We start from the raw sequence: 24,007 nt of genomic DNA, 5'->3' as shown, positions 1-24,007 counted from the left end.
CGGGCACGTTTCAACATGACATCCTGCCTCCTTCTGGATTAAGAGGTAAAAGGCACTCCACATAAACGGAGGAGCCTCCGTTTAATCTAGTGGGTTGCCGCCTCGCGTCAAGCCCCGAAAGTGCTTGGAGCTCATTTTGGCCTCGGCCCCGCCGAAGACAGCACCGCCTATGCTGCAGCCACTGCGCGCGGACGCACGGCGCAATCGCGATAAACTCATCGAGGCCGCTGCAGCTGCCTTCGCTGCAAGTGGCGTTGAAACCTCCTTGGAGGAGATTGCCCGGAAGGCTGGCGTTGGCATCGGCACACTCTATCGGCACTTTCCGACACGCGAACATTTGGTCGAGGTGGTCTACCGCCGGGAGCTTGAGGCCCTTGCCACGGCAGCAAGGGAACTGGCGGCGAGCCATTCACCAGACGTTGCGCTGGAAGAATGGATGCATCGTTTTGTGGGATACATCGCCGCCAAACGGGGGATGGCAGGCAGCCTGAAAATCCTGATGGACTCAAACGCCTCATTGTTCGCAGAGGGTAGTGGCATCCTGCGAGGAGCAGCCGACGGGCTCCTCAGAGCAGCGGCAGATCAGGGCTTCATTCGAAGCGATATCGATACGACGGACCTTCTGCACGCCCTTTCGAGCATCTATTCTCTACCAGCGTCGCCGGAATGGCGAGATCGCTCGAACCGGCTGATCGGCCTTTTGATGGATGGGCTGCGGACGCAGAAATAACGCCACCGCCCAGCTTCCAGGGCAAAAAGCGGCGCTCGTAGCGCCGCCTTGAGTTCATGCCGCCTGAACGCACGCGCCCAGCGGAATTTCCACATCGATTTCAAGGATCGACATGTGCTCGTCGCGATCCATCGTCACGCGAACCCTGTCACTATCGACCTGCACATGCTTGGCGATGACGGCGAGGATTTCCTCGCGCAACAGCGATATGAGATCGGATCCGGCCGAAACGCGCTCATGCGCGAGGAGTACTTGCAGGCGTTCGCGGGCCGCCGGCGCGGTCCTTTGTTTGCCAAAGAAGCTGAAGATGCTCATGCAGCGGCCCTCCGTCCAAAGATCTTGCCGAAGATGCCCCGCTTCTCTCCCGGGATGACGACCGGCAGTTCCTCGCCGGCCAGTCTGCGCGCAGCATCGAAATAGGCCATGGCCGGCGCGCTGCGGCTATCGGCCAGGGTGACTGGGGCACCGATATTGGATGCGCGCAGCACATCGCTGCTTTCCGGAATAATGCCAAGCAGCGGAATGGAGAGGATCTCCAGTACGTCATCGACCTTGAGCATGTCGCCACGGTCAGCGCGGCTGGCGTCATAGCGCGTCAGCAACAGGTGCTTTTCCATCCGCTCGCCGCGCTCGGCCTTGGCTGTTTTGGAGTCCAGCAAGCCGATAATGCGATCGGAGTCGCGAACGGAGGAGACCTCGGGGTTCGTGACGACCACAGCCACATCGGCGTGACGCATCGCAAGCGTCGCACCGCGCTCTATCCCCGCTGGGCTGTCGCAGATAATCCAGTCGAAATGGCGCTTCAGATCGTTGATGACACGCTCGACGCCCTCGGCCGTAAGGTTGTCCTTGTCCCGCGTTTGCGAGGCTGGCAACAGGAAGAGCGTCTCCAGCCGCTTGTCGCGGATCAGCGCCTGAGACAGCTTGGCGTCGCCCTGGATGACATTGATGAGGTCGTAGACGACCCTGCGCTCGGCGCCCATGACGAGATCGAGATTGCGCAGACCGACATCAAAGTCGACCACGACGACCTTCTCGTTCCTTTGCGCTAAGGCCGCTCCGAGGGCTGCTGTGGATGTGGTCTTGCCCACTCCGCCCTTGCCCGAAGTGACGACGATGACTTTCCCCATCTTTCTCTCCTGTGTGATAGCCAGCTTCGGGCCTAGATAAGTTTCTCTGCCTTGATCGAGTCGCCTTCCAGCCAGAGCTGAACGGCCTGCCCGCGAAGGCTCGGCGCTATGTCTTCCGCCATCTTGTAGATGCCGTCGATTGCGACCAGTTCTGCCTCAAGCTTACGGCAGAAGATGCGTGCCGACGTATTCCCGACCGATCCCGCCATCGCGCGCCCCCTGAGCGTCCCGTAGACATGAACCGAACCCCCGGCGATAATTTCCGAACCGGATGCGACCGAACCGATGACCGTGACGTCGCCTTCGGGAAAGATCAGCGACTGACCGGAGCGAATCGGCTCGCGAATGACGATCGACTGCAGCGCTGGCCGGGTCTCGACGGCCGCTGGCTGTGTACGCACATCGATGACCGGCTCCTGCTGCGGAACCTCGAAGTCCGAAACCGGGCGTCCGCCCTTGAGTGCCGGCGGCATACCAGGCCCGATCAGCGAAGGCCGGCAGCCCTCGATACCCATGATGCTGACGTTGCGTTGCGCCAACTCGGCGATCAAGCCCTTGAGCTGCGCCCGGTCGATCTCCAGGTCGCTGACATCAAGCACGACCGGTCGCCCCAGGAAGAAGCCGGCCGAACGGGCGGCAAGATCGTCTAGTCTTACCAGCCAGTCATCGAAGGGAACATCTGGCGAAAGCATGACCGCCAGGAAAGAGCGGCCCTTGATGCGGATCGAGCGAGCGTCTGTTAGCACTTTGGTCATCTAGGTTAAGAAATCGTTGACCAATTTCTAATTCTGATTTGGTTAACAAATGGTTAATTTCTGACGCCCGGATCGTTAACACATCTCAGTTCGCGTATTCCGAAAACTCGCAAGTGACGTCTTATGCGCTCTCGACATATCATCGCGCGCAGCCATGTCCTTAGGTGAAATTCCAGGTCGAGGCGCGCGTCAAGCAGCGAGACAAAGCTTGCTTGCGATAATTCAGGCCTCGCGGCCTGCCGCCCGCAAGCTTTGAGCTGAAATGACGAACGAGGCAGGTCCGCAACAAACCCTCTCGCCAAAGGGTGATGTGACACCCCCAATCGGCATAGGGGCGATCGTATTCGATCGTGCCCCTGCCACACCACCCGGCATGCAGTTGCGCTTCTCTTCGCTCGCCATGACCAGCTCGCGGTGGGACTTCCACCCACAAGAATGCGCCCATACCGTGCGCATAACAAAAACCCCGCCGAAGCGGGGCTTGATCTCTTGGTCTTTCGGGCGTCTTAGCGACCGTAAACCAGGCGCTTGATATCGCCGCGGGTAACACCGATGTCCTTCAGTGCTGCGTCGTCCAGTCTGGAAAGATCGCGGTATGCCTTACGGAGCTGAAGGAACTCTCCGATCCTGTTGCCGATTTTCATATCATATCTCCTTGTGCGTTGCACAATTATATATCCCATTGCTTCTTCAATGAGCACTTCGAAAACCGCATAAGAGGCATCTCGAATTTGCAATCTCGACATACAGTTGAGAAGAAATCGGGAAAGAGCACTCGGCGCCTCGCGCCGGCCTGCCATCACCCTCACCGCCCGACTGAGCGCCCCCGTCGCGGCGGCGCGGGCAAGTCAGCAAACCAAGTGAATGTTTCGAATTGCGTCTTCGCAATTTGGCGTTTCGGTGAAATGAACGTTTCAGCATGCTTTATTTTTTGCTCAAAACTGAAACACAGTCTCTGCTGGATCGCACTAAACTTTTCAAGGATCAGAGATTTGGGAGGATCGAAGATGGCGCAGGCGACAGCGGTTCTATTGCATGGCCGGAACGCACCCGATGAGAGAATTGACTGGCAACGCGTGACCTACCTTCTGCACCTTTCGCGAATTCTTGACGAGATGGAGGAGACGCGGCTCGTCCCCGAGAAGAAGGTGCTCTATCAATTCTCTGCCCGCGGCCATGACATGGCGCAGATCATGCTCGGCCTGCAACTGACGAACCGCCACGACGCCACCTGCGGCTATTATCGCTCGCGCCCGTTGCTTCTTTCGCTGGGGGTCGATCCGGCGGACGCGCTCGGTTCTGCAATGGGCCGCGCTGGCGGCTACTCCGATGGCCGCGATATCGGCGTGGTCTTCAACTATCCGAACCGCAACGGCGCCTCGGCTTTGCCGATGTGCGGCGGCGTCGGCGCCCAATACACGCCAACCGCGGGCTGGGCGCAGGCGCTGCAGTACCACGCGACCGTGCTGGGGAAACCCGAATACGGTGAGGCGATCGCAGTCGTTCTTGGTGGTGATGGCTCGGTCGCATCAAACGGCTTCTGGTCGGCGCTGACGATAGCTACGACGCAGAAGCTGCCGATGCTTTTTTACATCGAGGATAACGGCTACGGAATCTCGGTGCCCGCCGATCTGCAGACGCCGGGCGGAAACATCGCGGCCAATCTCGCGAGCTGGCGCGACCTTGCGATCTTCGAAGGTGACGGCTGCAATCCCGCCGATGTGGCTCGCCTCACCCAGCACGCCGTCAGCTTCGTGCGCCAACATCGAATGCCCGCCCTCTTGCGGCTGACCGTCCCCCGCCTGGAGGGGCACAGCTTCCAGGACACGCAGTCCTATAAGAGCGAGGCTGTCGTCAAAGCGGAGTGGGCTCGTGATCCGCTGCCGCGCCTGCGAGACTACCTGGTCCCATCGGTGATGAGTGCTGATGATTGGGAAGCCCGCAGGCTTGAGGCAGGCGATGTTGCAGAACGAGCCCGCTTCGAGGCGGAAGCCCGTGGCGTTGCATCTGCCGAAACCGTCACCCGGCATGTATTCTTCGAGGGCGCAATGCAGACGATGGGGGGCCAGCATAGCGACGGCTATCAGACCCCTGAATGCAGCGGCGAAGCGCACCCGGACGGCCAGCGCATCAACATGGTCACGGCAATCAGGCGCACGCTCGACCATGAATTGACGATCAACGAGCGTGTGGTGCTGTTTGGTGAGGATATCGGTCCGAAGGGCGGTGTTCATGCTGTCACGCTCGGACTACAGGACAAGTTCGGCAAGGACCGGGTCTTCGACACATCGCTCTCGGAAGAAGGCATTGTCGGGCGCGCCGTCGGGATGGCGCTTGCGGGGCTTGTTCCGGTTCCGGAAATTCAGTTCCGGAAATATGCCGAGCCCGCGACGGAACAGATCAACGATTGCGGCACGATACGGTGGCGCACCAACAACCGCTTCGCCGCCCCCATCGTCCTGCGCATGCCCGGTGGCTTTTTCAAGTGCGGCGACCCTTGGCACAGCCAGACGAACGAGGTTGCCTTCGTCCATCAACCGGGCTGGAAGGTCGCTGTTCCCTCGAACGCGGAAGACGCCGTCGGGCTCTTACGCACCGCATTGCGCGGCAACGATCCGGTCATCTTCTTCGAGCACCGTGCCATGCTCGATCATCAGTGGGCACGTCGTCCCTACCCCGGTGACAATTACGCCCTGCCCTTTGGAAAGGCGCGGTTCACGCGCGAGGGGGATGCGCTGACGATCGTGACCTGGGGCGCAATGGTTCCTCGTTGCGAGGAGGCGGCGGAGGGTATTGCCGCCGATGTCATTGATCTTCGTACCTTGATGCCCTGGGATCGCGAAAGCGTCATCTCGTCCGTTCGCCGTACACGACGTTGCCTGATCGTCCACGAGGATCTTGGAACGGCCGGTTTCGGCGCGGAGATTGCCGCCGTTGTTGCCGATGAAGCCTTCATGGATCTCGACGCACCGGTATCGCGGTTGACGATGCCGGATATTCCGAGCCCCCACAATCCGGCCCTACTCGACTGGGCGGTGCCATCGGCCGACCGCATCAGACAGAAAATCACGGCGCTCGTGGAGTACTGAAACATGGTCGATTTCGCTGAAGTCCTGGTCCCCGCAGAGCAGGAGGGCACGAAGGCAGTTGTCCGCAACTGGCTGAAAAAACCCGGAGAGACCGTCGCTCTGGACGACCCGCTCGTCGAGCTTGAAACCGACAAGGTCACGCAGGAGATTTCTGCACCCGCAGCAGGAATCCTTGACGAGATTGTCCTGGCGTCAGGCGCGGATGTCGTGCCCGGTTCAGTTCTCGGTCGTATTCGTCTGACCACAGCGCCTACCGGCGATGGTCGCCAGCCAGAGGCTCGGCCCCTGGCGCATGGCGACACAGGGGGCGCCGGCAGCGAACGCTTCTCGCCTGCAGTTCGCAGCGCCGGTCAGCAATACGGTATCGATCCAGCCGAAGTGGCCGGCACTGGCAAGGACGGCCGTGTGACGCGCACGGACATGGACGCCGCGTTCAGGGCAACGCAGCCGATCGTGAGCGATCAAGAACCATCCATTTCCGGGTCTCGTATCCAAGCGCGCGATCCAATCAGCCCTCGCTCGCGCATGGTTGCCCATACACCCATGCGGCTCTCTATCGCCCAGCACATGCTGGCATCGGTCACGACGGCCCCGCATGTCACCTCAATCGTCGAAGCGGATTTCACCGCCGTCCTCAAGCATCGCGAAAGCAATCGGGCAGCGTTTGCCGCCGAGGGGATCAACCTTTCCTACACCGCCTATATCGTCGGCGCCTGCGTGGCGGCCATGCAGGCCGTCCCTGAAGTCAACAGCCGGTGGCATGATGACCATCTGGAGATCTTCGACGACATAAACATTGGCGTCGGAACGGCGCTCGGTGACAAGGGTTTGGTGGTTCCGGTGATCCAGCAGGCGCAGGATCTTTCACTGTCTGCCATCGCCGCCAAACTTCAGGAACTGACGAACCGCGCAAGGGCGGGCGGCCTCACCAACGCGGATATGCGCGACGGCACGTTTACCATCTCGAACCACGGTGTGTCGGGCTCGTTGGTCGCGACACCCATCATCATCAATCAGCCGCAATCGGCGATCCTTGGCCTCGGGAAGGTGGAAAAGCGTGTTGTTGCTCGCGAGGTCGGCGGCGCCGATACCATCCAGATCCGACCGATGGCCTATGTGTCGCTGACGATCGACCATCGCGCGCTCGACGCGCATCAAACAAACGCCTGGCTGACACGCTTCGTCGAAACCCTGGAAGGTTGGCGCGGGTAGCACCGGCACTGCGCATGGAGAGAAAGGGGCGCGCGAGGCGCCCCTTGCTGTCATTTGGCGTTTCGGATCGTCAGGGCCGGATTGTGCGCAAAGAAGTTGTGCGGCTCGATATGGATCGTCTTCCATTCAGTCGACATCACAGGCCAATCCTCCATGCGCGGGATATGGTGGAAGCCGGCCGTGAACCAGGTCACGATATCCTTGCCCATCAGTGGCTTGTTGGCCTTTACCCATTCAGGCAGCGTGTCGGAACCATCGCTCTGCATCGCATATTTGCCGCCTGCATATTGCTGATCGATGTTGTAGACGGTGTTCCAGACCGAATACTCGATGTAGGCGTTGCGCTTCATCGGCGGGTCCTTGGCAAAGTCGAACGGGCCGTAGGCAACATCGCCATGGTGGATCATCCAGCCCGGCTCCTGGCCGAGATAGCCTTCACGGGACGGGTCAGAAATCATGAAATAGCGCGGCTTCATCGCCGACAATTGGTAGCGTGCCCCCATCTCGGTCTTCGGCATCGTATGCTGCACGGTCCACATCGAACGCCGTGGGTTCTTGGCGTCAACCTTGGCCGGAACGATATCCATCGTGCCGAAATGGTTGACCGGTTGGTCGACGTCGAAGTCGATGCGGAAGTTGAAGTAATGATCATGGTTTGCCGCCACGAGGTTCGGGGCGATCAGCGTGCCATGCGCCGTATCTTCTGCAGCGGTCGGGTCGTTCATCGACGTCGACGCGACACCCTTTACCGCGTCCAGACCGGTTGCCCCGATCATAAGCCTGATCTGGCCGTCCTGCTGCAGGCGATAGTCGATCAGATAGTCGTAGTTTCCGACTTCGGAGGCGGTGCGGACGACGAGTTCAGTCGCTGGGCGACCTTCGGCCGGGATCGGCTTCTCAGGCGTTTGCGCGAAGACTTCGAAGTGGCGCCATGCGGGATCGCCGATGCTGCGCTCGAACACGCAGACCGCGTTTGGAATGGTCAGCGGGTTGCCCTTGTCGTCGGCAATCGTTGCCGGCAGGAAGGTCGCATAGTCAGGGCAATCGACGCCAGAGCGAAGTGGGCTCAGGAACAGGCCGAAGCCATACTCTCCGCTGTCCATATAGGTACGCCAGTACCAGCCCTCGGTCGGATCCATGTAAGGCACGAATACCTCGGACAGATGCGACTGGTAGATCACCGAACGCCACTTGTCCCCGTCCTTCACGTCAAGGTTGGAGACGACAAGGCCCGGGCGCTTGTCAACGCGGAAGTTCATCCGCCACATATCCCACTCGAGGTGGCCGCCTGAGATCTTGTAGTTCGCGCCGCCCGGCTGGGAGAGCTTCGCGGGGTTCATCTCCGGGCGGAGCGGTTCACGCTCGCTAACCTCCTTCTCTGTATACCCCCAGTTGTCCTTGGGGCCTTCGATCACACCGGTGTCGATGACACGAAGGACCTTCTTCTTGCCGATATCGTAGACAGCAAACAGACCCTCGATAGGCTTTGCGTAGAAGTTCGACCCCTCGGGCACCTTGTAGCACGGCACCTTCATCAGGCGCGAATTCTCGTATTCGTCGGTGAAGAAATTACCTGCCGTCAGCGGCAGGCAGAAAGCCTGTTCCGGAGTGAGGCCACGCTTCTTCAGGCCGGCGATCATGTCCGGATTGGCAAGCGCCCCCTGCAGGGCATCCATGAACTCGGCGAAGAGCACCATCGGCTGCCCCTTGATCAGCGTCGTGCCTTCAACCGTGCCCTTGGTGATGTTGACGACGGCCTCCTTGAAGCCCTCGGGGCTTGTCAGCTGGACTTTCGCCTCACGGTCGAGATTGTCGCCTTCCCTCCAGGACAGAACCTGTTCCTTGGCGGGCTCCTTCAGCTCGATCAGCGGATAAAGCGTGTTGTCGTCGACCACCTTCTGATCGCGCAGGATCTTGTTGATCTTCTGATATTCCTCTGCCGTCAGCCCATCCAATGGATGAGCGAGAGCTGCCGGCGCACCAAACGCCAGAAGCAAGCCGGCCGAAGCCAGATATCGCTTTATGTTCATTGCATCCTCCCTATTGCATGCCTTCGGTGTTCAAGCGAATACCACCTGGATATTCGTGTATTCCTGCAGCCCTTCCTCGGCGAACTCGACGCCGAAGCCGGAGGCCTTTACGCCGCCAAACGGGGCGTTCGGCTGAATGGCACCATGCTTGTTGATCCAGACGGAACCGCATTGCATGCGGCTTGCAACCGCCTTTGCGGCCGAAACGTCGGACGACCAGACGGAACCTCCAAGGCCATTGGCGCTGTCGTTTGCAAGCGCAATTGCTTCGTCGACGTTTTGGTATTTGATGACAGGAAGTGCAGGCCCGAACTGCTCCTCGTCGACGAGCGGATCGCCGTTCTTCAAACCGGCGATGATGGTCGGGGGGAAGAAAAGTCCCTCGCCCGGCTCGCCACCCAGCAACACCACTCCTCGCTCCTTGGCGTCGCTGACCAGACGTGAGAGCTTTTCGAACTGCATGCGGTTCTGCACGGGACCGAGAGCACTGCCCTCCTCCAAGCCGTTACCGACCGGAATGTTTCGTGCGTAGACGACAAGAGCATCCAAGACGGCATCATGGATCGATTCATGGACGTACAGGCGCTTCATCGCCGCACATGTCTGGCCGTTATTGATGAAGGCACCCCAGAACAGACCCTCGGCAATGGCCTGAGGGTCGGCGTCGGCCAGAACGATTCCGGCATCGTTACCGCCGAGTTCAAGCGTCAGGCGCTTCATCGTCTCTGCCGCAGAACGCATGACTTTCTGGCCTGTGGTGCACGAACCGGTAAATACGATCTTATTGATGTCAGCATGAGCCGACATTGCCGCGCCGATATTGAATTCGCGATCGTCGCCGGTCACGACATTCAGGACGCCGGGCGGCAGCACCTCGTTCATGATTTCGACCAGGCGAAGTGTCGCAAGCGGCGTCAGCGGCGACGGCTTGATGACGACGGTGTTGCCGGTACGCAACGCCGGCATGATGTGCCAGATGGCGATCATGACCGGGAAGTTCCAAGGGGTAATCGAGCCGACGACGCCGAGCGGCTTGCGATGAAGCTCGACGCGACCCTCGCTATTGTCCTGCAGGATCTTGGGTGGCAGCGACAGGGCGGTCGTGTATCCCGCCCAGGCAACGGCACCTCCCATCTCCCAGCGCGAGCCGAGACCGTTCAGCGGCTTTCCCTGCTCAAGCGTGATCAGCCGCGCGAGTTCGTCAGCATGTGCTTCAATGTGGGCGGTAGCGGCCGCACAGGCAGCCTGCAATTCCTGGTCGCTCTTGGCCGACCATGCCGGGAAGGCCGCCTTGGCGGCGGCAACGGCAGCGTTGAGCCCCGCAGCAGCCATGTTTGGCGCGCGGCCGACTTCGTCTCCCGTGGCCGGATTGAGCACACTGAAACTGCGCTCGCCGGTCATCGGCTTTCCGTCGATCGTGGCGCTATGGATCGTCATTCTCACCTCCTCCGAATGAGGCCCCGACCGTAGGACGGGACTATCTGGCAGCGGAGACTAGGCGATAGCTGGCATCAGGACTTGGACTGAGCCGTCTGCATTCTTGGACAAATCCGTCAGTGGCGACGCGCAACAGCGCCCGGTGCGGAGCCGTATTTCTTGCGGAACTCGCGATAGAAGTAGGACAGGTCGTTGAAGCCAGCGTCGTAGGCAACGGCGGCCATCCCTTCGGTCGGCTTGGCAGGACGCTGCTGCGTCAGTGCCGTATGCGCCAGTTCCAGCCGACGGTTAAGCAACCGATGGCCAGGTGTCTCGCCAAGCGGGCGGAAGTGTCGCTGCAACATGCGCTCCGAAACATTGAGCCGCCTTGCCAACTCGCCAGGTCCAAACGTCGGATCGGCGCGGTGCCGATCGATCATGGCAAGCGCGCGCGACAGCAGCGTTTCGCTGGGGGCCGCTGCTTCGGCTGTCTTGATACCGTGAAGGTAGGCGCCCAACAGCGACAACATCGCCTCGCCGAGCTGCGCAGATGCATGAGGCTCCGTGAGCATCTTGGTGATCACGGCCCGCATTGCCAACCAAAGTGGATCGTCCCGATTAATGGCGACGCCATTAGTACACGTCTTGCCAAACCGATGCAGCATCTCGCCGCGCGGCATATGGACCGAGAGCTGAGTGGAACGCTCCCCGTCGTAAACGAACGATGACGGCCGAACGGAATCGACAAGGAACATGTCTCCGGGAGCAAGCCGAGCCGAATGCTCTGCCTGCTCCACGCGACAGTGCCCCTCGTCCTGGATAAGCAGGAACAAATGCTCGCCGGGGTCCTGCCGGATCGACTTCATCCCGCGCTGCACATGGCGGGCATCAAGTGCGACAATCGCGGTATCGAAAAGCCCCATGCGACGTGTCGCCACATCGCCGGCCATCACATTGGCGCGGGCCATGGGTTCGACATCGAAGGCACCGCAAACCTTCCGGATTTCCTCCTGCAGGACTTCTACAGCCACCGGCTTGTGCACCGGCATTACCAGCGACTGCATTCTCCCCTCCCTGGCTCCTGCAGACTTGACCTAAGCGTCCCTGTCGTACCGCATCCTATTGCGAATTGATACAGGTCGTCCATCAGCATATCCTCATGTGCGCGTTGGACGCCAGTTGGTCAAGGGGCACTTCAGATGCCGACACGTTGAGGCAGCGTCGCACTCAATCCGCTCCGACGCGCTCAAGGATCACATATGGCGACAGGCAGGGACGCTGCCGCTATAGGCTCCAGAACCAGGACTTGCCGATCTCGGCCGAAGCCTCCTGCGGCGTGATCCCGATATCTTCAAGCTGATCCCTGGTCAGCTCAGCGATTGCCTGTCGGCTGCGACGTTTCGCTAAGTGCCAGGACAGAAATGCCCCCACATGTGCGAGAGCACTTCGCAGCGAAGCTGCATCACTTTTCCAATCCAGCTCCTGCCTGAGGTCGGTCGACATTTCACTCTCCTGTCATCAGCAACCCGCCACGCGATCAGCGGAATGCCAAGGATAAGGCTGGCGAGCACATCGAATGAAGATTATGATACTCATGCAAAGCATAAGGATTTTTTATGGTATTCAGCCTTGATCAGCTCTTGGCCTTTGTCACCGTCATCGATCTGGGGAGTTTCACGGCGGCGGCCGACAAGGTTGGCCTGACCCAGCCGGCCGTCAGTTTGCAGGTCAAACTGCTCGAACAGCGACTAGGGGTTCGGCTGATCGAGCGTGTCGGACGGCGCGCGCTGCCATCGCCGGCCGGCTCGGATCTCCTCATTCACGCAAGGCGCATCCTGGACGAATGCGGTGCGGCGGCTGATGCAATGACGCCGCATCGAGAGGGTTCGGCCGGCCGGGTGAGGATTGGCAGCGGCGGGACGGCGTCAATACACCTGCTTCCTCGCGCAATCGCGTCCGCGAAAAGGCGAATGCCAGGGCTTGAGATCACCGTCCGGATCGGCAACACCGAAGAGGTCTTGCGTGATCTTGAGGCAAACACGCTCGACCTCGCAGTCGTCACCCTTCCGGCCTCGGGGCGGTCGCTGGAAATCGAGCCCTTTTACGAGGACGAGTTGCTGGCAGCGGCCCCCAAGAATAGCGAAATGCCCGCAGGAGGACCCGACGCCGCGTTTCTCAAAGACAAGGTTCTCATGCTTTATGAGGGCGGCAACACGCGCGCTGCCACGAATGAGTGGTTCTCGCAGGCCGGCGTGCGGGTGCAGCCTGCGATGGAGTTTGGAAGTGTTGAAGCAATAAAGGAGCTTGTCGCGGCGGGATTGGGCTGGTCGCTGCTGCCTGCACTCGCGTTGAAGCAAGACCGCTCAGGATTTCTCACGACGTCGTCGGTCAGGCCGCGCCTGGTCCGCCAGCTCGGCATTGTTTTGCGACGGGACAAGCACCTCACCAAAGGACTCCGCGAGGTCGTGAAATGTCTGCGCGAATTCCGCCGCTAGTGCTTTAACGCGAACACTGTTGGCCGCGATCGCCGTTACCATCATGTGGAGCTCATGATCCGGTAAGGGCACTCTTTGCGTACAATCCCGCATCTGCTATCGAGATGAACAGGCCAATGGTGCCTTATGGTAGCGTTTTTGATTGACTACAACACGGCATGCGCTAGCTCTTGTATAAATAGCTGATTCCGTATTCGTGGGATGCATCACACTTAGGCGCAGGCGCAACGAGGAGGCCCAACCCATATGCCGGAAAATCGTGCGAATTGGCCTAAGCTGGTTCCACAAGGATCCGAATTCTTCCGCCGCGCCGAGGCAGTCTTCTCGCTTTGGGATCTCGACCTCGTTCTTGTCGATTGGTCCGAGAAACTCGCGGCGCGCTCGGGCTTCAGTGATGAGCCGCTCACAAGGTTGGGTGACATCTACCCGGCGCTGGCAAACCCTCCCTCGGCAGACCTCGTACAACGCGTCATCAATACCGGCCGGCCACAATCCATCCGGTTAGGTGTATCGACCGACGACCGGTATGACCTGCTGCTGCTGCCGGCCAAGGAGGGATTGGCAATCGTCGAAATCGGCGCGGCCGATCGCAACGAGACGACAACCGCGCAGGAGCAGGAACGAGCGCTGCTTCTGCACCAGGCAACCCATGACGTCCTGACCGGACTACCCAACCGCCGGCAGTTCAGCGATGAGTTGGGACGGCTCCTTCCGACCAACGATAAGAGCGGTCTTGCGCTGATGCAGATCGACCTGGACGACTTCAAGCCAGTCAACGACACGCTGGGGCACGGCGCTGGAGACATTGTTCTGAAGCTTGCTGCCGGCAGGATCCGAAGCGTGCTCGGCACGGACGAGACAGCCTTCCGTCTTGCTGGTGACGAATTCGCGATCATACAGACTGCCGAAGAACAGCCCGGTAAGGCCGAGCGCCTTGCTGACGCGCTGGTTGGCGAATTCAAAAAGCCGTTCGTGGTAGACGGCATCACTGTCTTTGTGGGAGCCAGTATCGGCATTGCGATTGCGCCCCGCGATGGCGATGAGGGCGAGCAATTGATGAAAGCGGCCGACGTCGCCCTTTATGCCGCCAAAAAGGAAGGACGCCGTCGCGCGCGAACCTTTGACCCCAGCATGCTGGTGGTGCTGGAACAACGGGAGTTGCTCAGGCGCAGCCTCAGGGTCGCGCTGCAGCACGGCGAGTTCTTCCTCGAATATCAACCTCTTGTCGACCGCTCACGCACCGTAACGGGCTTCGAGGCTCTCCTGCGCTGGCGCCATCCGAGGCTCGGCGTGATCCCTCCGATCGCGTTCATCCCGATGGCAGAGGCCGATGGGCTGATGAGCGAAATCGGCCAATGGGCACTGGAGGAAGCGTGTCGGCAGGCTCTGAACTGGCCGGACCATTACACCGTTGCCGTCAATCTATCCCCGGCGGAATTCTTGACAGCAGGCTTCACCGACCGCGTCTCGCAAACTCTCGATCTTATCGGCTTTCCCGCCGAACGCCTGGAACTCGAGATTACGGAAACCGTCCTTCTGGAGCGCACGATCAACAATCTCGATACGTTGAACATTCTGAACGTGCTTGGCATCCAGATTTCCCTCGATGACTTCGGGACGGAATATTCATCCTTGAGTTATCTGAAGAATTTTCCCTTCGATAACATCAAGATCGACAAATACTTCGTCAACGACCTATTGAGCGACGAAAAGAGCCGGACGATCGTGCGATCCGTCATTGCACTGTCGCATGGACTCGGCATGCGCGTGACTGCCGAAGGCGTGGAGACTGCCGAACAGGCCGCGTGGCTCTTGGAGGAAGGCTGCGACAGACTGCAGGGGCATTTCCTGAGCCCGCCGATGCACGTGGATCACATTGGCCAATTCATCGGCCCCCGGAAAGGACGGCGAGGAAACAGCGGCGGGACGAGGACCACGACGGGTCCGGAGGCAGGCCGGATGGCGATTGGCCAAGGAGGTGCGGGTTGAAAAGGCAGGAGGCGACGGCGACAGCAGACGCGGCTTTCGAGCAACTCCTCAATCTGGAAATGGAGATGGCAACGTTCACGGCCGATTGGCTGCATTGCGACCAGCTCTCGAACTATGTCGCCCGAATGGTCAGTCATGATCGCCGTGATCCGCTGCGCCATTCAAACCTTCTGTCCTCGGCCCTCAACGAACTCCTCGAGATGTCGTTTCGCACGGACGCACAGGAGGGGCAGCTGATATGCAAATTCTATCGTCATGAACAAATCGAGCGGATCGAGCTGAGCTTTCCGTGCCCATCGCAACAACACCGCTTTTTCGCTGAACTCGTCCGGGGTCTGAAACACAGTGGAAAACTGGCAAACTACGTGGAGGTCATCGCCGACGAGACGGCTCCCCTGGAGCAAGCAATCCTGCTGGGATTGGCGGTCAACTATGATGCGGACGTAGAGCTGCGCGCTTCAACTGCCGACGCCCTCACCTTCGTTGTCGACCTGCCGCTCGCGAGGCTCCTCAATTGACCCCGAACAGCTCTTCACCTGTCTTCACGACGAAATTCGACACCGGCAATCAAGAGTTTGCGGCCACCGGCGTTCTTCGGCCCCGTTCGGTCGCCGACATCGCGGATGATCTATTGCTGCTGCGAGACAAGATTGAAACGGTCCAGGGGATCTTCTACGTCAACCTGAAACGCGTCACCCATATGAACAGCACGGCCTTCCGCGCCCTGGCGCGGGTTCTCGTCGACGCCTCACGCTCGCGGCCGGAGCTCAAGATTGTCATTCTCACATCGAGTGTTGTCACCTGGGCGACGCAGATGTTTCGGCATCTGAGCGAACTCTCGCCGAATATCTCCATGGAGATCTATGACTCCGCCTTTTATCCCGGCCAGACATTTGTCGAGGACAAGAGCTTCATCCCGATTCTCCGGACCCAGACGAAAATGACCTGGCGTCACGAACGGGAGATCTTGCCACGGCACGGACTGCGCTGCGGCATGGCGATCGCGGACATTTGCTGCGGCATCGGTGATTTCGCGATGCTTGTCAGGAAGGAATTCGACCCGGCGAGAATCGTTGCGCTCGACCACTCCATGGCAAGCCTCGACTATGCGCGTTCTGTTGCGGAAGACTTCTGCGTCCGCGATATCGAGTACACCTATGGCGATGCATCGCAGACGCTGTTCGAAAGCGACCAGTTCGATTTTGTGACGTGCCGGCACTCCCTGCAGATTTTCGACCGGCCCGAACTCCTGTTGAGGGAGCTTTATCGGATCTGCAAGCCCGGCGGCAGGGTCTATATCACCAATGAAAAGAACTCCCACTGCCTGGGCGAGCCGCGCGCCGACAGCATCCAGTGGACCTATAACGAGGTTGCCAAGCTCTTTCGCCATTTCGACATGGACGTCGAAATGGGGCCCAAGGGCTCTCGCCTGTTGCTGGATACTGGTTTCGAGGATGTAAGGATCGAAAGTTTCATGGTCACCAACCTCGACGGCGATCCGCAGGAGTTTGCTGATGTCATCGAAGCCTGGGAAGATGTCTACGCAGGCGAGATGTCCGTCAGACGCGGGGACTCTCCCGAATTCATCGCGCGGTTCAGGCAGGGCTTCAGGGATCATATCTTTGCCGCGCTTCACCCGAGAGGCTATGCCGGCTGGCCGATCTGGGCGGCGTCGGGGCAGAAGCCGCTATGACCGGTACATCAACGAAGCCAAGCCTCGGATTACGCTCGTTTCGGACGAAATTCATCATTGTCGTCGGCGGCGCCGTGCTTTTCGATCTTCTTGTCAGCGGCGGCCTTGCGCTCTGGAATGTGCAGCGGCTGTCGCGCGATGCGACCACTCAGGTCGGCGAAGGCCTTGAAAAGGCGAGCCAGGATTATATCCGCTCCTCGACCGATTCCACGGTTGCGCAGGTTGGTCTGCTTCTCGACCAGGTGCATTCCGACGTCAAAGCACTCGCCGGCGTGTTACAGGCGCAGATCGATCGACCGACGAGAAACAACGAGGTTGGGGCGGCAGTGGCCAAAGCTGATCCCGACGCTGTGACGGTTACTTTCGACAACGCCGGCGGCTGGGCGCAGAACGCACCCGGCTCACCATCCGTCGTTAGTGTCTGGGGCTACCTTCTCGACAGGGATCATCATCCGCTGCCGCAAGTGCAGGCCGACATCGAAACCAGCGCCGTTCTTGATCTTGTTGCCCCGAACCTCCTGCAAAACGGAGCCTCCAAACTTCAAATGTACTATATCGGCCCGAAAGAGCGGCCGATCTTTAGAACAGCTCCCTATACGGACCAGGCGCAGACGTTCGACAAGCTCTATCCGGGCCACAATGGCGCGAACTTCTGGGACTTCTTCTTTCCGGGCATCTACGAGTCATGGCAGCAGTGGGCGCGAAATCCAGCTTCACGCCCCGTTGCTGAAAACATTACCCAGACTGCGCCCTACACAGACGCCATTACGGGAAAGCTGATCGTCAGTTTCTTCCACCCTCTCTGGACGGCAGATCGCGGCGATGTCGCCGGGATTGCCGGCGCCGACATCACGCTCGACCAGCTGGCCGAAATCGTCGAACACGTGAAGGTCGCGGAAAGCGGTTTCGGCTTCCTTGCCATGTCCAACGGAAATGTTGCGGCAATCAACAGAACCGGGGAGAAAATCATCGGTTTGCGCGCGGCAAGCGACGCGACCAACCAGGGCGTGACCGGGGTTGACCGCTCGCTGCGAAACAGTTCGCAAAAAGCCATCGCCTCTCTTCCACTCGATGCCGATGGCGTCATTCACCACATCTCGCTGAGCGAAAATGGCGAAGAGGTGCCCTATCTGGTGGTCACCAAACAGCTCCGCCCGTCCAATCTGTGGGTCAAGGGTCCGGTTCAGCGCGAGGTCATGTCGCTTGGCATTGTCGTACCGGAGCGGGAGATTTATGCCTCGCTCATTGCTGCCAGGGAGCAGATCGCGAGAGCAACCAACCGTATCCTGCTCTATCAGATCCTCGCGGTTCTCGTGTCGCTGCTCATCGTTGCGGCCGCGGTATTTGCGGCGTCGAAGCGCATCACCAGCGGCATCAGTGCTTTGGCGGCCGCCGCAAAGCGCATCGAAGCAAAGGACTATTCCGTGCGGGTGGCGATTACCAGCAAGGACGAGGTCGCCCAGGCCGGACTTGCCTTCAATCGCATGGCCGAACAGATCAGCTTCCACACCGAAAACCTCGAAAATCTGGTCGAGGAGCGGACGAAGGAGATCGAGGCGGCAAAGGAAGAAATCTCGACGTTGAATACGCAGCTGAAGAGCGAGAACCTGCGCCTCGGCGCAGAACTCGATGTGGCCAGACATATCCAGATGATGGTGTTGCCGCGCGCCACCGAGCTCGGCGCCGTCGAGCATCTGGATATTGCCGCCTACATGCGTCCTGCCGACGAGGTTGGCGGCGACTACTATGACGTCTTGCAAAATGGCAGGAGCCTGAAGATCGGCATTGGTGACGTTACCGGACATGGCCTGGAAAGCGGCGTCCTGATGCTGATGGTGCAATCCGTCGCCCGCGCCTTGCTGGAGGCGGGAGAAACGGACCCTTCGAAATTCCTTGCGCACCTCAACCGTGCAATCTTCAAGAATATCGAGCGGACGAGGACAGACAAGCACCTCAGCTTGTCATTTCTTGACTACGATGGTGAGCGCCTGACGATCTCTGGACAACATGAGGACCTCATTGTCATTCGCCAGACAGGCGAGGTCGAACGGATAGACACTGGTGACCTCGGCCTGCCGGTTGGACTTGAATCCGACATCTCGCCTTTTGTCGACACTCGCGAAATATCCTTCGAGAAGGGCGACCTGATCGTGCTTCATACCGATGGTGTCACGGAAGCCGAAAACACACGGGGCGAGCTGTTCGGCATCGACCGGCTTTGTCAGAGTGCGCGGCGCCTGCACGGCCAAACCGCCGAAGAGGTAAAGGACGGCATCATCGAGGGGCTGATGGCCTATATCGGAACGCAAAAGATACATGATGACATCACGCTGGTTGTGATGCGGCATAGGTGATGACATGACCATCATGGTCTTTGGACAGGAACACCTCACCTTTCCCGATACCACCCACGCCTTCCGGCTTCGGTTGCTTGACGGTCCGCTTGACCTGGCCTGGAAGCACTCCGGCATGACGTCTGATTTCATCGCCGAGATGATGGCGCCGAGGTTTCGTCCATCGAAGCGGATCTACAATCAACTCAAGCAGGACATTGGTTATCTCGCCAACGAACTGATCGAGAACGCCATTAAGTTTCGCATTCGTGGAGAAGTCGTGATAGAAGCACTTGCACAACCTGACTGTTTTCGACTCAGGGTGTCAAATTTCGTCGATGGCGAGACCGCGGACAGATTCAAGCAGCTGCTTGGAAAGGTAACGAGCGGCGATCCCGGCGATCTGCTGATCAGGCAGATCGAAGCCAATGCCACGACTGCAACGGGTGACGCGTCCGGCTTGGGTTTGCTGACCTTGATGAGCGACTACGAGGTGCAGTTTGCCTGGCTCTTCGAGGAGGACAATCCTCGCGAACGAACAAGGCTTGAAACCTATGCCGCGATGGCAATTCCGGCATGAAACGGCAGGAGGTGCGCCATGGAAATTAGAGAAGAAGCCTACCGCGTCTGGTCCGAAGGCAGCACCGTCTATTTTGACGGGACAATGCGACTGTCTGGACCTGATGCGTATGCGCCCGTCCAAGCCCTCGCGATGAAGGCGCTCGAAAATGGGGGCGGCAAGACCACCTTGGACCTGACGGGCCTGGAGTTCCTCAATTCCTCCGGCATAAACCTGCTCGCCAAGCTGACAATCGAAGCGCGCAAACGCCCGGATATCCACCTGACCGTACTGGGGTCATCGCAGATTTCGTGGCAGACGAAGTCGCTGCCCAACTTGAAGAAGCTGCACCCGGGCGTGGACCTAAGGATGACCTGACGGCGGATGACTGAGTGAAAGAGACTGCGCTGCCCGCCTGATCGATGATGGAGGCCAAATTGCCAGACGACGAACGATCTCGATCCACCCCAGCGCAACCCGATGCCGGCGTCGGTGACGACGGCAGGGCGGTGCAGATGGAACGTCGTCGCTTTCCTCGCGATGCCAAACCACAGGAAGAGCACCCGGCCCCGCAACCAGCTTTGAAGCCGTTGCGGTTTTCTACGCGCGAGCTCAAATTGGAACAGCAATTTGCCGCCTGGCAGTCTTACGTCGCCCCGCTTGTCGATATCCGGCGCCCGGATGGTTCTCCCATGGGATTTGAGGCCGACCACGCAGCCTGGAACCTCGGCGGCATGCTCATCGTGCAGCAAAACACGCCGCCCCATAGCTACATGCGTTCGGAAGCGAAGGTTAGGTCAAGCCCTATCGATCACTGGCATATTGCCGTATTGCGCAGCGGCCGGACTTGGACGGAAGTCGGGGGACACGTTTGCGAGGGCGAGCCTGGAAAGGTGGAGCTGCGCAGTTTGGGACATCCCTTTCGCGGTCGATCGACGGACGCCCGTACCCTGTCCCTTTATCTGCCTCGGGAACTGCTGCATCCGGCCTCCACCGAGATCAAGAACAACATCGCGCTTTCCGGAACGCGCGCCAAACTGCTGATCGACTATCTGGACGGTGTGGAGGCGAAGCTCGCGCAGTTGGCGGAGGTGGATCTTCCGCATGTCGTCCAGACCATCCGTGACATGGTCCTGACCTGGATTTCGTCATCGCCAGCCCACCTCTCGTCCCAGGAGCCGCACAGCAATCTGCCGCTGAAGGAGCGCGTCTACCGCTTCGTCCAGCAAAATTTGATGTCATCTGACCTAACGACCGATCGTTTGTGCCGGGAGTTGGGCATTTCCCGCACGCGGCTCTACCAGGCTTTCGAGGCGGACGGCGGGGTCCATCACTATATTCAGCGACGACGGCTGCTATCGGCCCATGCAGCGTTGAGTGATACGTCCAACCGCCAACAGATCGTCGATATTGCCTTCGCGGCAGGCTTTTCCTCACCGGCGCATTTCAGCCGCGCCTTCAGCAAGGAATTCGGCTACAGCCCGCGTGAGGCGAGAACCGTGGCCATGCCATCCTATCTCGGCTATTCGATCGAGCCGGCATCCGAGCCAGAGGCGCAGTCCTTCGACAAATGGTTGAGAACGCTCGGGCACAGTCCAAGATCCTGACCGCTTCGCTCACGTTGAAGGCGTCATTCATGAACGCTGAAGCGAGACGATCGCCAGCCCTCAACTCAACTGAAATCCCGCAATTGCCGGAGGCCCGGCTCGCGGCGCGCGTCTGTTCGACTGCTGCAGGCCGCACCAGGCGTACAGCCACGTGCCAATATCGCGATCAACGGCAGGAGCGGCTGGCGAGATCCCAAACGTCGCAGAAATGTACGCTGCTGCAAGTTTCAGGATGCGCAGCTAACGACAGGCGCCCCGTAAACCCTTAATAAAGAAGCATAATCGCAGTGCAATCAAGTGGACGGAACGCACCGCAAATGCGTTCCTTTGTAAATGAAGCAACTTCAGGGGCATATCATGGAACCTACCAATCATACGATCCGGATCAGCAATCCTCGATATCCTGCAAATGATCCATACCGCGTCGTCGAGCGCGAAGAAGTCCTTGCACAGGCCTTTCGGGCTTTCGTGCAGCGAGCCGTATCTGCCGGTTGGAAGGAATCAGAGGTTGCTCTGACCTTGGCCGATATCGCCGACGACTACGTAATGGCTCTCGCTCGAAGGGTTACGGCAAACTAGTATTGAGTACCGTGCGCGTGTCGCAGCTGGGGGCGAACGCGAACATGCCAATCCCTTCAACGCAGCCGAGGCCCGCCGCTTTGCAAATGACGCGAAGCGGTGGGCCTTGGTCGTTTGGATGGTCTAGGATGGTCCGACGACTTGCGCTCCTCTCAATTGTCGACCTGGGCAATTGGCTGCAGCCCCTTCTTGGTCGCCCCATTGATCAAGTCGGCGCCAAGACCGACATCGGGGGCAGTCATTTGCTTTACAGCTATCACGCTGTACAGTCCCCGAGCAGCCAATCGGCAGCGGCTCGAGTGTACCGACTGCCGCCCCTAGAAGGAGGAATGATGTTTCATCATGTTTCTATCGGCGTGTCCGATCTCGAGCGCGCCCGCAAGTTCTACGATGCTGCACTTGAACCTTTGGGCTACACGAGGCTTTCAACGAGTGACAAGTGGCTGGGCTATGGCGCCGAACAGCCGCAGCTTTGGATAAAGCTCGCACAGCGCCCGGTCGTGCCTGATATGGAGTCGGGACTGCACTTCTGTTTTGTTGCCGACAGTGAGGAGGGTGTCAGGGGCTTTCACGCGAAAAGCATAGCCAATGGCGGGACGGATAATGGCGAACCCGGCATACGTCCAGAGTATGCATCGTTCTATTACGCAGCATTCGTCATCGATCCGGATGGCTATCGCCTGGAAGCATTTTTCCACCACCCCGAATGAAGGCGGGCGCCGGTTGACTGGATACCACTGATCGCAAGGTAACCGCATGTCGCAACACCTTGAGCCCACCTCCTCTCGTTCGCCTTCCGCGGTGATCTGGGTGGGCTTTATTGCGATGTGCGTCGGGATGTTCATGGCGATCCTGGATGTGCAGGTCGTCGCGACATCCCTGCCGACGATCCAGCAGGCCATCAATATCGATCCCGACCAGATGAGCTGGATCCAGACCGTCTACCTCATTGCGGAGGTGGTCGCCATACCGCTCACCGGTCTGCTCACGCGCGTCCTGACGATGCGGTGGCTGTTCGTCGCCTCGATCGGTTTGTTTGTCGTCGCATCGGCCGGCTGTGCGGCAAGCAGCGACTTCAGTGAGCTGGTTGCCTGGCGGGTGCTTCAGGGCTTTTCCGGCGGCACTTTGATTCCAGCGGTATTTTCGGCTGTTTTCATCCTGTTTCCAAATGAGCGCCAGGCAGTTGCCACGACCATTGCAGGCGTGCTGGCCGTCCTTGCCCCAACGGTCGGGCCGATCATCGGCGGCTGGCTGACCGCAACCTACTCATGGCACTGGCTGTTTCTCATCAACATCCTTCCCGGGATTATCTCGGCGCTCGTGGCGTGGCAGTTCCTGCCGCGGCAAAAGGGCGACTCCTCCGAACTTCGACATCTCGACGGTCTGTCGCTCGTCATGATGGCGGTGGCGCTGACGAGCCTCGAGTTGGGACTGAAGGAAGCACCGACGAGCGGCTGGATTTCGTCTTATGTTCTGAGCCTGCTGGCGGTCAGCCTGGTGTCCGGGAGCGCGTTTGCATCCCGATCGCTGCGCAGAACGCGCCCGATCGTCGACCTCCATCATTTCCGCGACCGGAACTTCCTGGTCGGTTCGGCCCTCAGCTTCGTGCTGGGGATCGGCCTCTTCGGCTCGGTCTATCTCATGCCCGTCTTCCTTGCCTTCATCAGGGGGCACAATGCCCTTGAAATCGGGACGACGATGCTGGTCACGGGCATTACCCAGCTGATCGCAGCACCGATCGCGGTTGCGCTGGAAAAACGAACGGATCCGCGCCTGCTTTCGGCCGCGGGCTTCGCATTGTTCGCAACCGGATTGGCAATGAGCGCATTTCAGGATCCACGCTCGGACTATGACGCCATGTTCTGGCCGCAAGTCGCGCGCGGCGCGGCGATCATGTTCTGCCTGCTCCCGCCGACGCGCCTGGCACTCGGAACGCTGCCGGCGGCTCAAGTGCCTGACGCAAGCGGGCTCTTCAATCTGATGCGCAACCTTGGCGGCGCTATTGGCATCGCAATGATCGATACGATCATCTACACGAGATCGGAGCCGCTCGGGCAGACACTATGGGATCAGTTGCGCACCGGCGACGCGGCCACGGCAGCGTTTATCGGCGCTCCAGCCGGCACGATCCCGGATAGTACAGGCACCTTCAGTCCCGATACAATCGCCGCGCTCGATCCGCTGGTACAGACGGCGGCAAGCGTCCAGGCGATCAACGAGGCATGGCTGATCGTTTCCATAGTGACGTGCTGCGCGATCGTTTTTCTGCCGTTTGCAAGACCGGTTGCGCCGTCGCAGTGAGTTCATTCGGTGGCATCAACTACAAAGGGTGAACAGAGCGTTCAATCGTCTTTTCATCGCAGACGCCGCTTCCCATGTTATGCCGATTA

Annotated in this window: 22 protein-coding genes; 14 read left to right on the top strand and 8 right to left on the bottom strand. The window is 59.5% G+C overall.

The genetic code is table 11. From position 1 onward, the window contains the following. Positions 1-136 precede the first annotated feature (136 nt). Positions 137-730: a TetR/AcrR family transcriptional regulator gene (locus tag NBG89_RS21725; protein WP_431324180.1), complete on the top strand. Its 594-nt coding sequence runs from the start codon at positions 137-139 to the stop codon at positions 728-730. A 54-nt stretch (positions 731-784) separates the two neighbouring features. Here NBG89_RS21725 and minE read toward each other — a convergent pair whose 3' ends face one another. The 4 genes from minE to NBG89_RS21705 all read right to left on the bottom strand — a co-directional run bounded on the left by minE (position 785) and on the right by NBG89_RS21705 (position 3,259). Beyond that, positions 785-1,045, bottom strand: a complete 261-nt coding sequence (minE, locus tag NBG89_RS21720; protein WP_431324179.1) for a cell division topological specificity factor MinE — start codon at positions 1,043-1,045, stop codon at positions 785-787. Continuing rightward, positions 1,042-1,860, bottom strand: coding sequence for a septum site-determining protein MinD (gene minD / locus NBG89_RS21715; protein ID WP_431324178.1), 819 nt, complete (start codon positions 1,858-1,860; stop codon positions 1,042-1,044). Before minD ends, minE begins: the two co-directional genes overlap by 4 nt. Positions 1,861-1,892: 32 nt before the next feature. After that, positions 1,893-2,615 carry a septum site-determining protein MinC gene (gene minC / locus NBG89_RS21710; protein WP_431324177.1) on the bottom strand — a complete coding sequence of 241 codons (723 nt, stop codon included), beginning with the start codon at positions 2,613-2,615 and terminating at the stop codon, positions 1,893-1,895. 506 nt (positions 2,616-3,121) lie between these two features. Then, positions 3,122-3,259 (bottom strand): DUF1127 domain-containing protein, encoded by a 138-nt coding sequence (locus NBG89_RS21705; protein ID WP_007797120.1) that lies wholly within the window; start codon positions 3,257-3,259, stop codon positions 3,122-3,124. 363 nt (positions 3,260-3,622) lie between these two features. Here NBG89_RS21705 and NBG89_RS21700 point away from each other — a divergent pair, with 363 nt between their 5' ends. Both NBG89_RS21700 and NBG89_RS21695 read left to right on the top strand, forming a co-directional pair. Then, positions 3,623-5,704, top strand: coding sequence for an alpha-ketoacid dehydrogenase subunit alpha/beta (locus NBG89_RS21700; protein WP_431324176.1), 2,082 nt, complete (start codon positions 3,623-3,625; stop codon positions 5,702-5,704). A gap of 3 nt (positions 5,705-5,707) precedes the next feature. Then, positions 5,708-6,916, top strand: coding sequence for a dihydrolipoamide acetyltransferase family protein (locus NBG89_RS21695; protein ID WP_431324175.1), 1,209 nt, complete (start codon positions 5,708-5,710; stop codon positions 6,914-6,916). A 50-nt stretch (positions 6,917-6,966) separates the two neighbouring features. Here NBG89_RS21695 and NBG89_RS21690 read toward each other — a convergent pair whose 3' ends face one another. The 4 genes from NBG89_RS21690 to NBG89_RS21675 form a co-directional block, all read right to left on the bottom strand. Then, a complete protein-coding gene (locus NBG89_RS21690; RefSeq protein ID WP_431324174.1) occupies positions 6,967-8,946 on the bottom strand; it encodes a tyramine oxidase in 1,980 nt (659 codons plus the stop codon). Positions 8,947-8,976: 30 nt separating this feature from the next. Continuing rightward, a complete protein-coding gene (locus NBG89_RS21685) occupies positions 8,977-10,383 on the bottom strand; it encodes an aldehyde dehydrogenase family protein (RefSeq protein WP_431324173.1) in 1,407 nt (468 codons plus the stop codon). 116 nt (positions 10,384-10,499) lie between these two features. Beyond that, complete coding sequence (locus NBG89_RS21680) at positions 10,500-11,426, bottom strand: helix-turn-helix domain-containing protein (protein ID WP_431324172.1); 927 nt, start codon at positions 11,424-11,426, stop codon at positions 10,500-10,502. A gap of 220 nt (positions 11,427-11,646) precedes the next feature. After that, positions 11,647-11,865: a DUF1127 domain-containing protein gene (locus tag NBG89_RS21675; RefSeq protein ID WP_431324171.1), complete on the bottom strand. Its 219-nt coding sequence runs from the start codon at positions 11,863-11,865 to the stop codon at positions 11,647-11,649. Between the two features lie 113 nt (positions 11,866-11,978). Here NBG89_RS21675 and NBG89_RS21670 point away from each other — a divergent pair, with 113 nt between their 5' ends. The 11 genes from NBG89_RS21670 to NBG89_RS21620 all read left to right on the top strand — a co-directional run bounded on the left by NBG89_RS21670 (position 11,979) and on the right by NBG89_RS21620 (position 23,918). Then, positions 11,979-12,857: a LysR family transcriptional regulator gene (locus tag NBG89_RS21670; protein ID WP_431324170.1), complete on the top strand. Its 879-nt coding sequence runs from the start codon at positions 11,979-11,981 to the stop codon at positions 12,855-12,857. A gap of 246 nt (positions 12,858-13,103) precedes the next feature. Then, entirely contained in the window at positions 13,104-14,846 is a 1,743-nt protein-coding gene (locus tag NBG89_RS21665; RefSeq protein ID WP_431324169.1) for a putative bifunctional diguanylate cyclase/phosphodiesterase, read from the top strand. A gap of 59 nt (positions 14,847-14,905) precedes the next feature. Beyond that, entirely contained in the window at positions 14,906-15,364 is a 459-nt protein-coding gene (locus tag NBG89_RS21660) for a ubiquinone biosynthesis methyltransferase UbiE (RefSeq protein WP_431324604.1), read from the top strand. Continuing rightward, positions 15,361-16,539 carry a class I SAM-dependent methyltransferase gene (locus NBG89_RS21655; protein ID WP_431324168.1) on the top strand — a complete coding sequence of 393 codons (1,179 nt, stop codon included), beginning with the start codon at positions 15,361-15,363 and terminating at the stop codon, positions 16,537-16,539. The genes NBG89_RS21660 and NBG89_RS21655 overlap by 4 nt, the downstream gene beginning before the upstream one ends. Next, positions 16,536-18,893, top strand: coding sequence for a SpoIIE family protein phosphatase (locus NBG89_RS21650; protein ID WP_431324167.1), 2,358 nt, complete (start codon positions 16,536-16,538; stop codon positions 18,891-18,893). Before NBG89_RS21655 ends, NBG89_RS21650 begins: the two co-directional genes overlap by 4 nt. A gap of 4 nt (positions 18,894-18,897) precedes the next feature. Continuing rightward, positions 18,898-19,452 (top strand): slr1658 superfamily regulator, encoded by a 555-nt coding sequence (locus tag NBG89_RS21645; RefSeq protein WP_431324166.1) that lies wholly within the window; start codon positions 18,898-18,900, stop codon positions 19,450-19,452. Positions 19,453-19,470: 18 nt separating this feature from the next. After that, entirely contained in the window at positions 19,471-19,809 is a 339-nt protein-coding gene (locus NBG89_RS21640; RefSeq protein ID WP_431324165.1) for a slr1659 superfamily regulator, read from the top strand. A gap of 137 nt (positions 19,810-19,946) precedes the next feature. Continuing rightward, on the top strand, positions 19,947-21,038 hold the full coding sequence (locus tag NBG89_RS21635; protein ID WP_431324603.1) for a helix-turn-helix domain-containing protein: 1,092 nt from the start codon (positions 19,947-19,949) through the stop codon (positions 21,036-21,038). Between the two features lie 357 nt (positions 21,039-21,395). Beyond that, on the top strand, positions 21,396-21,617 hold the full coding sequence (locus tag NBG89_RS21630) for a hypothetical protein (RefSeq protein ID WP_431324164.1): 222 nt from the start codon (positions 21,396-21,398) through the stop codon (positions 21,615-21,617). A gap of 332 nt (positions 21,618-21,949) precedes the next feature. After that, on the top strand, positions 21,950-22,327 hold the full coding sequence (locus tag NBG89_RS21625) for a VOC family protein (protein ID WP_431324602.1): 378 nt from the start codon (positions 21,950-21,952) through the stop codon (positions 22,325-22,327). Between the two features lie 46 nt (positions 22,328-22,373). Continuing rightward, complete coding sequence (locus NBG89_RS21620) at positions 22,374-23,918, top strand: DHA2 family efflux MFS transporter permease subunit (RefSeq protein WP_431324163.1); 1,545 nt, start codon at positions 22,374-22,376, stop codon at positions 23,916-23,918. Positions 23,919-24,007 lie beyond the last annotated feature (89 nt).

The sequence above is a fragment of the Rhizobium sp. YTU87027 genome (assembly GCF_050644135.1).
GTDB lineage: Bacteria > Pseudomonadota > Alphaproteobacteria > Rhizobiales > Rhizobiaceae > Rhizobium.
This window is presented reverse-complemented; position numbering and strand designations above follow the sequence as displayed.